The following is a 15,503-nucleotide window of genomic DNA, read 5'->3' on the forward strand; positions in this document are numbered from 1 at the left end:
CGAATAGTTGTTTTTTTGATCTTAGAAATAGAAAAGACCTGTCGTCTCTTTGGTGTAAGAGACGACAGGCCTGCCGTGGTACCACTCTCATTGGCCGAACCCTTCAGGCTGCAATAATAAAGTTTTGTAGCTTTGCAGCAAGCAGATCCGAACCCGCTTGAACACCCGATGACGGAGGTATACCGTAACGATGTACCTGCCATGATCCTGCTGCTTTTCGCATGCATTCACTCGGCTTCTCCATCATTCCGCTCCCAGGCGAGTTCAAGCTTAAGCTTTGACTGCGTCGCACCAACCCGCAGCTCTCTGCAGCAGCGATTGTTATAACAATCGCGCCGTGTACCCACTTAATTGCTTTACTGATCCTGTTCATAGCGTTTTATATATGAATTATCATCTGTTATGTTATGTCACGTCATTTAGCCACTCTAATCCAATCTAGTCCAAAAAAACAACCAAAAAAGCCTGTCGTCTCTTATAAATCAAGAGACGACAGGCTATCATTAACCTGCGCGGTACCACCCTTGTTGACATCAATACTGCTGAATACACAGCATCTTAATGCCCACCTTAGGCACATTGCCAACTCCGGATGTTGACGAATGCGCACCCTTTTACGGGGGTTAACCGTAGCAATGTATTCATGGGCCTTACATGGTCAGCCGCATGTTTCCACTGCTCCGCTCCCAGGCGAGTTTCTGGTATCCTTCGACTGCGTTGCACCGTCCCGCAGCTCTCTAAACCCGGATTATCCGTACTACTCCTGTTCTTTGCGTTTGCACAGTATGGAGTTTGAACTATTGGTACCCATTATATTCCCCAATAAATATTCTGTCAATTCCAAGAAAAAAATATTTCACACGTAAACAACTTTTTTATATTTTAGGACACGGATGACTTAGCCCAGCCTTCAAGTGAGAAGTTTGGCTCTGCCTTCATATCAAGCGATGTAAATTCACCTTGCTGCCATTTCAAATATGCCGCAGCACCAATCATTGCCGCATTGTCCGTACACAGCTTATGCGGAGGAACTAGAAGCGGCATACCTTCCTTGTCGCATCGTACGGCAAGTGCTGCGCGGAGACCGCGGTTCGCTGCCACACCGCCGCATAACAGCAGCTGCTTGGCGCCAAAGGCGCGGACAGCACGTAGCGCTTTTTCGACGAGCACCTCGATAACCGATTCCTGGAACCCGCGGGCTAGCGCTGCTGCATCAAGGGTCTCACCCTTCATATTCGTCTGATTAATTACAGCAAGAACAGCCGACTTTAACCCACTGAAGCTGAAGTCATACGAATCAGGCTCAAGCCATGCACGAGGCAGCTCGATAACCTTTTCCGCTTCCGAGGCAAGCCTGTCGATATGAGGACCTCCGGGATAAGGGAATTTTAACGCACGAGCCACTTTATCATAGGCCTCGCCAACCGCATCATCACGGGTGCGGCCGATCATACGGAAGGAACCTTCACTCTCCAGCAGTACAAGCTCCGTATGCCCGCCGGAAACGACTAGCGCCATACACGGATACTCCAATTCATGGACAAGCTGATTCGCGTAAATATGTCCGGCAATATGATGTGTCCCGATAAAAGGCACATCAAGCGCCATTGCAAGGCTTTTGGCTGCTACGATCCCAACAAGAAGAGCACCAACAAGTCCAGGTCCCTGCGTAACTGCTACTGCAGAAATATCCTTTAAGGTCAGACCGGACTCCGCTACCGCCTGCTCGATCATCAGGGTAATAACCTCGACATGCTTACGCGAAGCGATCTCCGGCACAACCCCGCCAAATTGCTTATGAACCTCGATTTGACTCGAGATTACATTCGATAATATATGCTTGCCGTCACGAACAACCGCAACGGATGTTTCGTCACAGCTCGTTTCAATCGCTAATATAACGGCATCTTTGTTTGTATGACTCACCATTCTTGCTCCTCTGCCTCGGAGCGGTATCGTTCCAGATCCGCCCACATAATTAACGCATCCTCGTTATCATCCGAGTAATAAGCTGGCCGGATACCGGCAGGTTTAAATCCAAGCTTCCGGTACAAGCGCTGTGCGATCTCATTGGATACACGTACTTCAAGCGTCATTTTGTTCGCGCCAAAAAAAGCCGCCGTCTGCTGCAGCTCGGCTAACAGCCGTTCCCCAAGCCCTTGTCCTCGATGGTCAGCGCGTACAGCAATATTCGTGACATGCGCTTCATCTACAATGATCCACATTCCGCCGTAGCCTATGATTTCATCATCATGTTCCATAATCATATAACGGGCGAACATGTTGCTAGTCAGCTCGTTCTTGAACGCTTCCTGAGTCCAAGGTGTTGTGAAGGCTTCCTGTTCAATGGCTACAATCGAGCTGATATCTGCCATGGTCATCGACCGGAAAACGAGATTTGCCTGATTATTAATCATGAGGACTTCGCCTCCCCCTGCTGCTTCGCACGTAGAAGATTCGCTTCCGCTTCTGCCAACTGGGTGTAATTTGGCGTCAGCCCATGAGTATCCGCAACTTCTCCTGCCTGCAGGCGATGCTGGCCAAGCTGTGCAATCGCACGACCCTCCAGCTCATAAGAGAGCAAATGCACTTCGATCTTATCCTCGCATAACGTTCTGAGACGATTCGCTTCGCCCTCATGAATCGTAAGATCGCCAATAACCCAAATCCGCTTCACTTGGCCTGAAAGCTCAGCCGCCTCTATAGCAATCCGCTCAACCCAGTCATTCATAAGTCGAACACCATCTGCTGCAAAGCTGCGCCACTGGCCGTCTACCGACATCGCATAGCCACCTGTATATACTTGTCCGCGCCGTGCATCTATAATAGGCAAAATCCAGTCTTCGCCAGACTCTGCTTGGTCTTCCAATACGCTTCCGTGATGCCAGCCACCGTAGGCAATAGCCTCCAGGCTAGATACACTGACAAGGGGCTTATTCCACACCCATGCCAATGTTTTCGCAGCAGCAACAGCAATTCTCATACCGGTATAGGAGCCTGGACCACTTCCAACCGCAATTGCTCCTATGTCTTCAGCCGTAACTCCGGCATCTGTCATCAGCTGTTTCACATGAGTAATGATATGGACGGAATGGTTTCTCTCAGCAAAAGACTGCATTTCACCAAGAATGCTGCCCTTGTCTATAATAGCTGCCGCAAATGCTGCCGTTGAGGTATCAAATGCCAATATTGGCTGTTCGTTATGCTCTGTCATCGTTATTCCCTGCTCCCATCTCATCCAAAGCCCCACACCAAGATGCATACGGCTCGCCGATCCCCGTTATTCGAATGTTCCGCTCCTCGCCGCCTTCATGCGCGATATACATCTCCAGCCGTTCCGGAGGCAGAAGCTCTTCAATCAGGCTTGCCCATTCCACAATCGTAACTCCACTGCCGTAGAAATAGTCGTCTAGACCAAGATCGTATGCTTCCTCAAGCGACAGGCGGTACACATCCATATGATAAAAGGGCATGGAAGCCCCCTCGTATTCTTTAATTATCGTAAACGTTGGACTGTTCACCACATCATTTACGCCAATCGCTTTTGCTAATTTTTGCGAGAAAGTGGTCTTGCCTGCACCAAGATCTCCATCCAGCGCAAGAACAGCTCCTGGCTTTATAAGCTTCGCAATACGCTCAGCAAGCCATGCAGTTTCCTGTTCATTGCGGATTGTAAAAACCGCTTGTCCCTTTATTGTCATCCTCTACACCTGCTTACTACTCAAAATGATTATAGCCCCGCTTCATAAGCGGCATTCGTAAATCGCCTTTATCCGTTGTCCGGATTATTTCCACGCCGGGCTTACCAGCCAAAGTTTCCCCAATGATATAAAAGGGCAGCCCTTCCGCATGGAAGGCCGCCTGTGCTGCGATTGCATCGCTGCTTTCCATCGTGCCAAGCAATACATAATCTTCTCCGCCGTACAGCATCCATTCGAGTGGATCAATACCTGCCGCCCCTGCGTACGCAGCCATGCTGCCGCTTCTTGGAAGCTGCTGCTCACGAAGCAATACAAGAAGTCCCGAAGCTTCAGCGATCTCCCATGCCTCGCTAGCAAGACCATCGCTCACATCATTAAGCGAATGACAGGTCCCGCGCGTAAGCAGCAATCGCCCCGCCTTCACTGAAGGAGATGGGCGGCGATGGGCTAGAACTAGCGACTCCGCCCGCTCCCCTGCGAGTGCAGCTATGCCGCGTTCCTGCTGCGCGAGCAGGAACTGCAGCCCGGCCGCCGATTTCCCGACGGGACCGGTCAATATAACAGCGTCGCCGGGCTTTGCACCAGATCGGCGCAGCCCCTTCCCCGCTTCGACGGCCCCTGTCACCGTCACCGCAATAACAAGATGCAGCGGCGACGAGGTTGTGTCACCGCCAATAATTGCTACGCCATAACGCTCCGCGCAGGCATACAGACCATCATAGAGTCGGCGCATCGGCTCCTGCCCAAGATTACGCGGTACACTAACTGATATAAGCGCTTGTAGTGGAATACCGCCCATAGCAGCGATATCACTGACATTCGCTGCCAGAGCTTTATACCCAATATCCTCATAGGACATTGTCACTGCATTGAAATGCACCGTCTCTACCATCGTGTCCATCGCCATTATATATTCATACGGGGATCCCACTCCGGAAATGGGAGCGGCTGGATCAATGAGTGCAGCATCATCGCCTATTCCAAGCACGACACCACGTTCCCTCTGCCATTCCACGCTTTGCCGTCCTGAGGTCCAATGACGGATGCTTTCAAATTCATCCACTGCCTGATCTCCTTTATAACCCTTAGTGAATATCGCGTTTCTTGAATCTTCCGCCTTTTACATCATGGATGTTGCCAACGGCGAGAAACGCAGCTGGATCAAGATCATTAACGATTGACTTCATCTTCGCTTCTTCCAGACGTGTAATGACGCAGAAGATCACACGCTTCTGCCCGCCGGAGAAGCCGCCTTCCCCATGCAAATATGTCACACCACGCCCGAGTCGGTCCATAATAGCAGAACCAATTTCCTTAGCCTCTTCACTAATGATCCAGACCGCCTTGGATTCTTCGAAGCCTTCCATCGTAATATCAATCATCTTGTAGGCGATATAGTAGGCAACCAGCGAATACATCGCCCGATCCCAGCCAAACACAAATCCTGCACTGCCAAGAATAAATAAATTAAAGAACATAACAATCTCGCCAACCGAAAAAGGAAGACGTTTGTTAAACAAAATCGCAATAATCTCTGTCCCGTCCAAGGAGCCGCCGAATCGAATAACGATACCTACCCCAATACCAAGAATAACTCCCCCAAATATCGAGGCCAGAAAATATTCTTCCGTTAGAGGCGGAACAGGATGGAGCAGAAACGTACCAAGTGACATCACACTTACTCCATACAAAGTCGATAACGCAAATGTTTTGCCAATCTGCTTGTACCCAAGCACTAGAAATGGAAGGTTTAAAAGGAATAAGAAAAGTCCAAGTGGCAGTCCTGTCAAATGGGATACCATGATCGAAATCCCGACGATACCACCGTCAATAATATGATTGGGAACAAGAAAAATTTCAAGTCCCACCGAAACAAGCGCCGCTCCAAGTGTAATAAACAACACCCGGCGAAGAAGTTCCAGCTTAGGCAGCTTTAAATGCTGTGAGTGGCTTGGCATATGTAAGCTTGTTCCTCCCCCCGAACTCGCTAATTATAATTATTTTACCTTAATAAACAAGATATTCAAAGAGCGGCATCCTCAGAATATAGCAATCATCCGCGAAACTTGTCCTTTTCTATAAAAAAATCCGGCACCTCCCATTCAAAAATGGAAGGTGCCGGATAGCTAGCTCCTTAGCCGATTACAGCAAACGTCTCTACACCAGATGGAATCGTTCTTGTACGGAACAAAGCACCATCTGAACTTCGGAAGATTCGAAGCGTAAAGATAGCCGTCGTAAGTGTTGTTACGTTGTTAAACCGTACTACACCAAAGCGATCGAAACTAGCGGTTGAAACTATCGTATTACCACGTGATAATCTAGCAAAAAAACCTGTCGTATTAAATGGAATTCCGCCTTCAGTAACCCATACAACCGTTAAACGGCTGAAAATGGGACCTGTTTGCTGCGGAGCTAATACAGCTCTTTTCACAACTTTCCCTTTAGAGGAACCGAGCATCTTTGGTTTCACTCTAGAAGCCATACTTTCACTCTCCCTCCTATTTCTTTAATAGGATATTCCGAGAGTGATAGCTTGGAGTGGATAAACTCCTATGCCGTCCGTCCAAAGTTTATAATTCTTTAATGATGGTCAGATGCAGTTCATCTTTTAGTTCCAGATCATAAGGTGAGGCAGGCTCCCGGCCGTCAGCTTCCTTAATGATACGGATACGCGGCCGATGAAGGGCAAGCTCACTGTTATGAGAGACTACACCAACTTGTCCAGAGCTAAGCAAAACGGTAGTAGCAACCGGATAGATAGAGATATGTTTGCAGAACAGCTTAATGAGATCAAAGTCAAAGTAAGTATTGCCTGCAGCAAATAGAAACTCAATAGCCTCAGATGGCGTATGCCGTTTGCGATGCGGCCTTGGTGAGGTGAGTGCATCATAGACATCTGCAATCCCTACGATCTGGGCATACATATGAATCTCATCCTTCTTCAGCCGACGAGGATAACCTGAGCCGTCATAACGTTCGTGATGCTGGAGTGCGCAATGGGCCGAAACAATAGAAATATCATGATATTTCCGTAAAATATCAAAGCCTTCCTTCGTATGGCTCTCCATAATAACACGTTCATCAGCCGTGAGAGGACCTTCCTTCTCAATCAGCTTTTGCGGGATCTTCGTCATGCCGATATCAAATAAGAGCGCTCCAATTCCAAGCTCCTCTAACTGATTACGATTATAGCCCTTTGCTATTCCCATAACCCCAGCGAGCACGGCAACGTTCACGGAATGATGAAATAAATAGGCATCTGCCACATGTATATTAGTCAAATTCACCATCATATTAGGTCTGGCTGTTAAGTCGGTCATAATCTGACCAAACACCGAGCGGAATGTCCGTCCTAGGTCTGGAGCAATTGCACGGCCATTCATGACAACGGATTGGTCTTTAAAAGAATTCATTGTCTTGTAGATCACTTCTACTGCTTGCCTGCGTGTCTCATCCCCGATCGAATCCTCAGGAATAAGATCCTCCGTCTTGCCGTCTTCAATATAAACAATATCAATGCCTAAATTTTGAAGCCGATTTATATAACGATCATTTAATTCTACTCCATCACCCAGCAGAACCCGTCCATTATCTTGAAATATCGGTTTAGCAAGCTTATCCCCAGGTTTGACCGATCCAATTTGCATTTTTCTCATCGCTCAGTCCTCTTTCGATCATACTCAATCACCTGTATAAAACCTATTTTATCAGATATTTTTTGGGCTGACTATCTTGAGGAAGGTCTGTGTCACATGTAAAAAAACTCGGCATCTCAAGGTTGTATATCCTTCTAGATGCCGAGTAAGCTTCAGGCCAGCTTCCGCTTTACAATCCGGTTGCGTCCGCTGTATTTTGCTTCGTATAATGCCGCGTCGGCTTGAGCCAGCAGCTCTTTTAGAAAGGCCTTTGGATTATCAAGCGCACGCTGATCGAACTGCTCGACCGAAACAACGCCCATACTAATTGTCACATTCACCGTCTGGCTGCCATGTCCCGTCTTCACTTCATTCTGCTCAACGGACTCCTTGACCCTATCCGCGATATTATCAGCCTGCTCACGGTTCGTATGCGGCAAGTACACCGTAAATTCTTCGCCGCCATACCGGGCAAGAATATCGGCTGCGCGCAGTGTACTTCTGACCGCATCAACCGTTGCACAAATCACTTCATCCCCAACCAAATGTCCGTGCTTGTCATTAATGGATTTGAACAAATCAATATCAAACAGGAAGATGGAGAAAGGAATGCCGTATTGCACGTTTACCGCAACCTCATGCTCAAGCTGCTGCAGCAAATACCGCCGATTGTAGCAGCCCGTTAACCCATCCGTAATAGCCATATGCTCAAGCTTTTTATTCGCTTGGAACAACTCATCCTGCATGATAAGCAACTCATTGTTCCGTTCCTGCAGCAGCTCATTTTGCGAATTGGTCTCCTCTACAAGCATCCGCAGCTCGGTTACGTCATGGAAGGTTAACAGCCGCCCTAGCAGCTCTTTTTTCTTCTGGCTTAATATAGGTGCAGACTGCACAATAATATAGCGATAATGACCGTCACTTAGAAGCGCTACCTCAAGCTCCTGCCGTTCCATCGGCCGCTTGCCCTGCTCTTCCAGAAACTCGTCAAATTCCTTCTTAATATGATTAGGGAAATGAACGGTCATTGCATAGGGTGTGAACTTCTCGCCAATGCGAAGCTTTAAGATCGACTTCATCGCTTTGTTGAATTCAAGTACGGTCCCGCTTTCATCCAGCACAATAATACCGGTGGAGATCGTGTTCATTACGTCACGCTGTACAATTTGAATGATGTCGAATACGCGGTGTCTAGTAATGGCGTGTACGAGGTAAACAGCAGATAAGGTAATCCCCACCGAGAAGATGGAGAAATACGAGGAAAAATAATGAATAAAGATAATATTTACTAGGAAATCACCTAGTCCAAACAACACAAGAACGAAAATACCGTTCATTGCTGTCTTGACCAGCATTTGCTGCCTGACAGAACCGCCACGGCGGATCGAATAGCCCATCACGATTAAAGATACCAAAATATACGTGAACAACTGGACAATCATATACCAGAATAAAGGACCACTCTGTTGCTGCTTTACGCCCAGATGTTCATTAATTGAGAGAAACAGCTCATTCGGATTCCATAGTACACAGACGACCGAAATCAAGGCCGGCAATGCCAGCATCATAATTCTGCGTGCTCGTATGACATTGGCTTGTCCCGTTAGAAATACGACGAAGATAAACCAGCCAACGCCAATAAGCGACAGCGATGCATACGAAGCAGAAAGATAAAAAAGCCTGTATGAAGAACCAGGCATAGTTTGAGCAATAAATTGAGTTAACGGCCACACGATAAGTATGAGATGCAAGACCAGGTAAATCTTGTGCAGCACGGTTATTGAACCAACAGCAAACACGTAAAAAAACAAACCGAGCAGTACGAGGAACATGCTAAAATCCAGCCACATCATCGATTCCAATACGGTTCACCCATCCATTGACTATCCATCTATTACCATTGTAGCAAATGTTTTTTCAATCGACAATTACTTCCATAGGTCTAGATCATTATTTTTTGACATCTGCGTCGGTTTTGGTAGGCCATAGGTCCGATAACATATGCTCTAATGAAGGGGATAAATGTAGGAAGCTGCGGAACTGCTCATACTGCTCCCATTTATCCTTCGATGCTGTCTGTCCGCTGCGTACTGCGCGAATAAGCAGATTTTTAGGTGTATGCTCCGGATCAACAAACTCCAGCATTTGCACTTTATAGCCAAGCACTTCAAGCAGCGTACCTCGTGCTGCATCCGTTGCAAGAGCAGCGAAACGCTCCTTAAGCAATCCTTGTGACAGAATCGGAGCAAGCACATCACTTTGAACCTGCTTGAACAATTCATGCTGGCAGCATGGAACCGACATAATAACGGAAGCTCCCCAGTTCACAGCCTTGGCAAGCGCAGCATCTGTTGCTGTATCACAGGCGTGCAGTGTCACGACCATATCCGCCTCGCTTAACTCCTCGTAATCAGCAATATCCCCTACAAGGAATTTCAGATTGCCATAGCCTAGCTTATCGGCAAGCTGCTGGCAAAAGGCGATAACATCTGCCTTCAAATCAAGCCCGATAATGGAGATCTCCCGCTTCTGCTCTACCGCAAGCAAATGGTATAAAGCAAACGTTAAATAGGATTTGCCGCAGCCAAAATCAACGATCGTCAGCGGCTTGTCCTTAGGAAGGCTCGGAAGCACATCCGTAACCATCTCCAAGAACCGGTTGATTTGCCGGTACTTGTCCTGCTTCTTTGCATGGACAGCACCATCGGCTGTCATAATGCCAAGCTCCACCAGAAACGGAGCCGCCGTTCCTTCGGCGATGACGCGGTTCTTCTGACGGTTATGCTGCATATCCGCCGCTTTAACACTGCCTGTTGGCGCCTTGCTAAGCAGCGTGGCTTTTCCCTTCTTATTGAACAACAGCTGGAGATCCGCCTTAGTTGTTTTGAACAACGCCTGCTTATAGTCACCTTCCAGCAGCTCGATAATTTTGGCTCCTGCCAGATCCGGCAGCACATTCTCATGTGTTACTTTATTGCTATAGTGGTATTCGAACTGCAGGTGAAGTCCGTTCTTCAGCTGTACAGGACGCACGATTGTTTTCGGAGCCGCTGCCCCATCCTTCCGGCGCAGCTGACTAAGCGTACCTTGCAGCAGCTCTCCCTCTTCAACTACCTTGCTAATATTCTGCTGCCATTCTTCTGTCATTCCTACATTCACTCCTAATAATACTATCCGGCTCTATTTGGACACCAGTGCATGTAATCCGTGTTCGACTTCCTCGCGAGGCAATCCGCCTGCTTCCAGCTTTCCATCTTCACAAAACAGTAGGCGGCGGTAAAAAGCCTCCAATTCCTCTGACGTGGTTACGCCATCTTCCATCAGCTCATAGAGGACATCCTCAGCCCGGTCGTACTGTCCTTCTCCCTCATGCCATTCCGCTTGAAGCTGCTTCGTATAAGAAGGCAGTTCATACGTTTTAAACCTTTCCAGCAGCTCCTCTGCTTCTTTCGAGGGGTTCGTGATTGTAGGCTCAGCATCAACAAGCGACAGCCGCATGAAAAGCTGCAGCGCCTTTAATCCAGACACAAAGCTCGCGTCATCATTTCCTGTCTCAGCATGAAGATCCGACTCTTGCTTGAGCGTGACTGCAATGGCTTGAATCTTATCCGTCTCAATTACACCATTCGTTGTAAGTACAGCCATCAGATCCTTATCGGACAAGGAGCGAATCAGCTTGCCGCTAATGCCAAACCTTTTATCCAGGAACTCATCTATAACAAGAAGTGCTTCCTGATGCTTAAGCTCCTTCTTCAACTGCAGGATTTGCCCTACTGCTTCTGTCATTTGCTCGATCATATTCATTAAGTAATCACGACGAAACATCCGCTTCCCCACCCTCTCAATTAGCCAAGCTTCTTAATAAAGCCCAAGACTGCCTCTGAAAAAGCCTCCGGCTGCTCGATCATTCCCATATGTCCTGCATCAGCCAGCTTCACTTGAGTAACATGGCTTCCTTCAACAAGAAACGTGCGCTCGGCAGGAATAATCTGATCCTGCTCGCCAGCAAGAAGAAGAAGCGGCAATGCCGTCTGCTTCAGCACCTCTGTGCGGTCAGGACGGACCTTCATCCCTTTTGCAGCACCAATAGCTCCAGCAGAACTTGTCCCCTTGCCGATGGAAATTGAGCGCTCCACTTGCTCTGCCATCGCAAGTTTATTGTCCGGTGAATAAAGTTTTGGAACGAGGCCTTCTACAAACGAAGCCACACCATCCTTCTTAATAGCCGCGACAGCATTATCCCGATTTTCCTTGGCTGCATCCCCATCCGGCAGCGAAGTCGAGTGAACCAAGCCAAATGCAGACAGCCTTTCTGAATATCGCTCAGCAAAGGCTAAGGTGATATATCCGCCAAGCGAATGACCAAGAACACAGGCATTGGTTATTTTCAACTGATCCAGCATGGCAGCTAGATCATCGGCATACAATTCCATAGCGTTCGTCTCTTCCGTTCCGGTCTGATCCGAAGAACGGCCATGTCCGCGCAGATCCAGCGCAATAATGCGGGCTTCTTCACCTAGCGATGCCACGACTTGTTCCCAGTAAGCTGAGCTTCCGCAATAGCCGTGCAGCAAAACCACCACAGGTTTGTTTGCATCCAAAGAGTCATAAAAAGCTAACGAAACACCGCTTGGCAGTGTCACCGATTGATTTGCTATAGACAATTGAGTCATCATATATCCTCCTTATTATTCACACTATACTATTGTAGTCCGAAAAGCCTCCTGCCAAGCTTTATCCACTGACTCCGCAACCACTTCAGCCATTTGCATCACGGCATAAAGTGAAGTCGTTTGCAGCGTCATGTAAGGCTTATGACTGCTTGCATTCACGACACCAGCAATACTGTAATGTCCAACTGCCGGTAATTTGGCACCTGTCGCCCGACCTGGTGTAAGAGGACCCTCTGCCGTAATAAATCGTCCAATGGACTGCGGCTTTCCAAGGCAGGCATCAACCGCTATGACAACGGCATGCTCTTCTGATTGCTTCACAGCCTCTCTCACCCGGTGAGCATCACATGGCTGTTTCAAGGTCCCAATGACATGAGGCCAGCCGCGTTCCACCAGCTTCGATCCGACCAAGGGGCCAAAGCTGTCTCCAGTGGAACGGTCCGTTCCGATACATAGGAATACGATCTGGCTGCGGTCAGGATACCTTGTTGCGACTTCTGCCAAAAAACCGTGCAGGCTTTCCGTTCCAGTATCCGGTATGTCGCCTGTCTTCCCTAACATCAATACACCTGCTTTATGTTGTTCGTTGTTTGCTCTCATTGTACCCGAATCAAGAGGTAAGGTTCAATTTACAGGCATGGGCTGCGTGAAATATGTTACAATGACGGAACAATACAAAGTTTAATTTGCTTTTTTCGCACACATGGAAAGGGGACTATATATGGTCAATCTGGAAGAACCAACTCAACAAAATGTTGAATTTATGATCGAAACCATTAAAACAAAGCTTAGAATGGCGACAGCTGCAGCCATGCAGGCTTCTCACTTTAACGTTGATCAATACGAGGATATCCGTGAATTGTATGAGGTCGTTGCTTCGAAAGAAAAATTCAGTATCAGCGAAGTAGAAGCGCTTGTGTCAGAGCTCGGCAAACTTCGCGGCAAATAAGCAAAAAGATCATGAAAGCACCGGGCAGCTACATCGCCCGGTGCTTTCTGTGCTATTAGACTTAAGGACAAAGTCCACATCCCTAGAATTGTGTAAATCTGACATCAAAAGTAAGTTTCTTAATTACAATAATTACCACTAACAGTCAGTATATAGCATTTTTCGACAAATGATTTAAACCATTAAAAAGAGCTCCCTTATGCCTATTAAGGAGCTCCTCAAATGTTCATTATTCGTTTGTTTCTTCCGACCCAGACGTTGCTGTCTCCGCCGATTCAATGGTCAAACTGATCTGAACCTGTTTCTGTTCACCCTTCAGGAAGAAGGCCAGACGTTCCAATTTCTCCGCCAATTCTGAACCTGTAAGCGCAGTGTTCAGCTGGTAGTTAAACCGATCTGCAGGCTGATCTTCTTGTTGAGCATACGCTGGACGACCTCTCCAAGCGCGTTCCTTGGAACCGCCTTGCTGCACTAACAATTGATCTTGCATCGGATAAAACTTGTCCGATTTATTGACAACCCGCTCGTAAATACGAAGCTTCTTCAGAAGCATATAATATTGCGCGGAATGCTTGAAGTTCCAAGCCTCACGAATATCCTTCAGCGTGTAATCCATCTTCCACCGCTTCAACTTCTCAATCTGTTCCTCGGCATTTAATTGCAAGAAATCATCTAATGGCATAATTGCTTCCGGCATATTGACCCCTCCGTTCAACCAAATTCAGATACACCTTTTAAGGAAAAGAACACGTATCTTTCAATAAATATATACTAATGCGAATAGTTTATATTTTCATATAAAAAATACCATAATTTTTTTCGTTTTACAAATTAATTTCTTTACAGATTTCTAAAATTTGCACATTCCTCATATGCGAAAGCCGTCATACTGTCCGAAATAGACAATACGACGGCTAATAAAGTTCTATTAAGCTGGTTGCAAGCCAAAAGCGGCTAGGAAACGATGGAATGCCGCATTTCCTTCTTCCGTTTGTTTGAATACGCCAGCGTCCTTAAGTACATCAGAGAACTTAGCGCCGGTCTCGCTTTCCACGATCGCCAAAGCCTGCTCTTCCGAGCATGATGTACCGTAACGAGCTACAAGTGATTCAATCCACTCAGCATGAAGACGAAGCGGATGGTTCGAACTGTGCAGCTCATCATGTACTGCAGCCGTCGCCCCAGTCAGGTAACCTGCAATTTGCTCCAGCTCGGACTTCAGTCTGCCCGGCAATACTGCCAGACCCATAACCTCGATCAGGCCGATATTTTCTTTCTTAATATGATGCAAATGCTGATGCGGATGGAAGATACCCATCGGATGCTCTTCGCTTGTCCGGTTGTTACGAAGGACCAGATCAATCTCGTAGATGCCGTCATCAAGCAGTCTTGCAATTGGTGTAATCGTATTGTGCGGCGTACGGGAGCCATCGCTGCTCTCGGTAAAAGCCAGCACGTCGGCAGCTTCATCGCTGTATCCGCGCCATGCATCAAGCATACGGCAAGCCGCCTGCAGCACATCGTCTTTGGAAGTGCCGTTCACACGTACAACCGACATCGGCCAGTTCACGATACTAAAGCGAACGCCTTCAAGCGTCGGATCAACAAATGAAGCTATTGCTTTTGCCTTCTCCATCGGGAAGGTATGTCTTCCTGCTTGGAAATGGTCGTGGCTCAGAATCGAGCCGCCAACGATCGGCAGGTCAGCATTCGAACCGATAAAATAATGCGGGAACTGCTCAACGAAATCAAGCAGACGCTTGAAGGTACCATGAGAAATAACCATAGGCTCATGCGCGCCTTTAAAGACGATGCTGTGCTCGTTGTAATACACATACGGCGAGTATTGGAAATACCATTGCTGGTTATCCAGTGTCAGCGGCAGAATGCGCAGGTTCTGGCGTCCAGGATGATCGGCACGGCCAGCATAACCAACGTTCTCTGCACAGAGCAGACATTTCGGATAATGAGCCTGTGGCAGCGTTTTGAGCAGCGCAATTTCCTTCGGATCCTTCTCCGGTTTGGACAAGTTGATTGTAATCTCCAGCTCGCCGTGCTCGGTTTCATGCAGCCAATATTTATTTTTGCGGATGCGATCCATCCGAATGTAGTTCGAATCAATGCTCAGCTTATAAAAAGCGTCCGTTGCCGCCTTAATGCCTGCTTCCGCAGTTGTCCGGCGGAAAGCCGCTGCCGCCTCGGATGGGCGCGGCATAAGCAGCCCCATAATGCGGGCGTCGAGCAGATCACGGTAAGTCAGAATATTATCTTCGATCAAGCCGATCGAATAGCCGTAATCAAGCAGCGGCTCAAGCAGCGATACCGGGCTGTCCAGCTGTTCATCAGGGATGCCGCCTTCGTAAGGCTCCGTGAAGCGGAATAAGTCAAGCAAAGCATTCCGCGAAGCGCTCACATCAAGTGGTTCAATCATCCCTTGGTTAAGGGCGAACTGGACAAGCCTCTCGATAAGGACGAGCGCTTCCTCTGAGCTAACCAGGGTCGTTTCTTTGTCTGTCATGATGTAAAAGCTCCTCTCCATTCC

General features: G+C 47.8%; 17 protein-coding genes. 1 reads left to right on the forward strand and 16 read right to left on the reverse strand.

The window, feature by feature from the left end; all coding sequences use genetic code 11:
* Positions 1 to 87: 87 nt before the first annotated feature.
* The 14 genes from AC0YNT_RS28480 to yyaC form a co-directional block, all read right to left on the reverse strand.
* The gene (locus AC0YNT_RS28480) at positions 88 to 231 is read right to left on the reverse strand and encodes a hypothetical protein (protein WP_475807665.1); all 144 of its coding nucleotides are present in this window, start codon (positions 229 to 231) and stop codon (positions 88 to 90) included.
* 651 nt (positions 232 to 882) lie between these two features.
* Complete coding sequence (gene tsaD / locus AC0YNT_RS28485; protein WP_475807666.1) at positions 883 to 1,929, reverse strand: tRNA (adenosine(37)-N6)-threonylcarbamoyltransferase complex transferase subunit TsaD; 1,047 nt, start codon at positions 1,927 to 1,929, stop codon at positions 883 to 885.
* Complete coding sequence (rimI, locus tag AC0YNT_RS28490; RefSeq protein WP_475807667.1) at positions 1,923 to 2,417, reverse strand: ribosomal protein S18-alanine N-acetyltransferase; 495 nt, start codon at positions 2,415 to 2,417, stop codon at positions 1,923 to 1,925. The genes tsaD and rimI overlap by 7 nt, the downstream gene beginning before the upstream one ends.
* Entirely contained in the window at positions 2,414 to 3,214 is an 801-nt protein-coding gene (tsaB, locus tag AC0YNT_RS28495; protein WP_475807668.1) for a tRNA (adenosine(37)-N6)-threonylcarbamoyltransferase complex dimerization subunit type 1 TsaB, read from the reverse strand. Before tsaB ends, rimI begins: the two co-directional genes overlap by 4 nt.
* A complete protein-coding gene (gene tsaE, locus AC0YNT_RS28500; RefSeq protein WP_475807669.1) occupies positions 3,201 to 3,701 on the reverse strand; it encodes a tRNA (adenosine(37)-N6)-threonylcarbamoyltransferase complex ATPase subunit type 1 TsaE in 501 nt (166 codons plus the stop codon). Before tsaE ends, tsaB begins: the two co-directional genes overlap by 14 nt.
* Positions 3,702 to 3,717: 16 nt before the next feature.
* Positions 3,718 to 4,764 (reverse strand): thiamine-phosphate kinase, encoded by a 1,047-nt coding sequence (thiL, locus tag AC0YNT_RS28505; RefSeq protein ID WP_475807670.1) that lies wholly within the window; start codon positions 4,762 to 4,764, stop codon positions 3,718 to 3,720.
* Between the two features lie 22 nt (positions 4,765 to 4,786).
* Complete coding sequence (locus AC0YNT_RS28510) at positions 4,787 to 5,659, reverse strand: YitT family protein (protein WP_167282472.1); 873 nt, start codon at positions 5,657 to 5,659, stop codon at positions 4,787 to 4,789.
* 176 nt (positions 5,660 to 5,835) lie between these two features.
* Entirely contained in the window at positions 5,836 to 6,186 is a 351-nt protein-coding gene (locus AC0YNT_RS28515; RefSeq protein WP_475807671.1) for a hypothetical protein, read from the reverse strand.
* 88 nt (positions 6,187 to 6,274) lie between these two features.
* The gene (locus AC0YNT_RS28520) at positions 6,275 to 7,360 is read right to left on the reverse strand and encodes an HD-GYP domain-containing protein (protein ID WP_475807672.1); all 1,086 of its coding nucleotides are present in this window, start codon (positions 7,358 to 7,360) and stop codon (positions 6,275 to 6,277) included.
* A 152-nt stretch (positions 7,361 to 7,512) separates the two neighbouring features.
* On the reverse strand, positions 7,513 to 9,192 hold the full coding sequence (locus AC0YNT_RS28525) for a histidine kinase N-terminal 7TM domain-containing diguanylate cyclase (protein ID WP_475807701.1): 1,680 nt from the start codon (positions 9,190 to 9,192) through the stop codon (positions 7,513 to 7,515).
* 97 nt (positions 9,193 to 9,289) lie between these two features.
* Entirely contained in the window at positions 9,290 to 10,486 is a 1,197-nt protein-coding gene (locus AC0YNT_RS28530) for a class I SAM-dependent methyltransferase (RefSeq protein WP_475807673.1), read from the reverse strand.
* Positions 10,487 to 10,519: 33 nt separating this feature from the next.
* A complete protein-coding gene (locus tag AC0YNT_RS28535) occupies positions 10,520 to 11,164 on the reverse strand; it encodes a DUF6483 family protein (protein ID WP_167282462.1) in 645 nt (214 codons plus the stop codon).
* 20 nt (positions 11,165 to 11,184) lie between these two features.
* Positions 11,185 to 12,015, reverse strand: coding sequence for an alpha/beta fold hydrolase (locus AC0YNT_RS28540; protein ID WP_475807674.1), 831 nt, complete (start codon positions 12,013 to 12,015; stop codon positions 11,185 to 11,187).
* Positions 12,016 to 12,036: 21 nt separating this feature from the next.
* Positions 12,037 to 12,573, reverse strand: coding sequence for a spore protease YyaC (yyaC, locus tag AC0YNT_RS28545; RefSeq protein ID WP_475807675.1), 537 nt, complete (start codon positions 12,571 to 12,573; stop codon positions 12,037 to 12,039).
* 160 nt (positions 12,574 to 12,733) lie between these two features.
* On the opposite strand from yyaC, the gene AC0YNT_RS28550 reads away from it, so the two are divergent.
* On the forward strand, positions 12,734 to 12,961 hold the full coding sequence (locus AC0YNT_RS28550) for a DUF1128 domain-containing protein (RefSeq protein WP_167282458.1): 228 nt from the start codon (positions 12,734 to 12,736) through the stop codon (positions 12,959 to 12,961).
* Between the two features lie 229 nt (positions 12,962 to 13,190).
* On the opposite strand, the gene AC0YNT_RS28555 is transcribed toward AC0YNT_RS28550, so the two are convergent.
* Positions 13,191 to 13,658, reverse strand: a complete 468-nt coding sequence (locus AC0YNT_RS28555; RefSeq protein ID WP_441896270.1) for a hypothetical protein — start codon at positions 13,656 to 13,658, stop codon at positions 13,191 to 13,193.
* A gap of 231 nt (positions 13,659 to 13,889) precedes the next feature.
* Positions 13,890 to 15,479: a UDP-glucose--hexose-1-phosphate uridylyltransferase gene (locus AC0YNT_RS28560; RefSeq protein ID WP_475807676.1), complete on the reverse strand. Its 1,590-nt coding sequence runs from the start codon at positions 15,477 to 15,479 to the stop codon at positions 13,890 to 13,892.
* Positions 15,480 to 15,503 lie beyond the last annotated feature (24 nt).

Source organism: Paenibacillus sp. J22R56, from assembly GCF_056269375.1.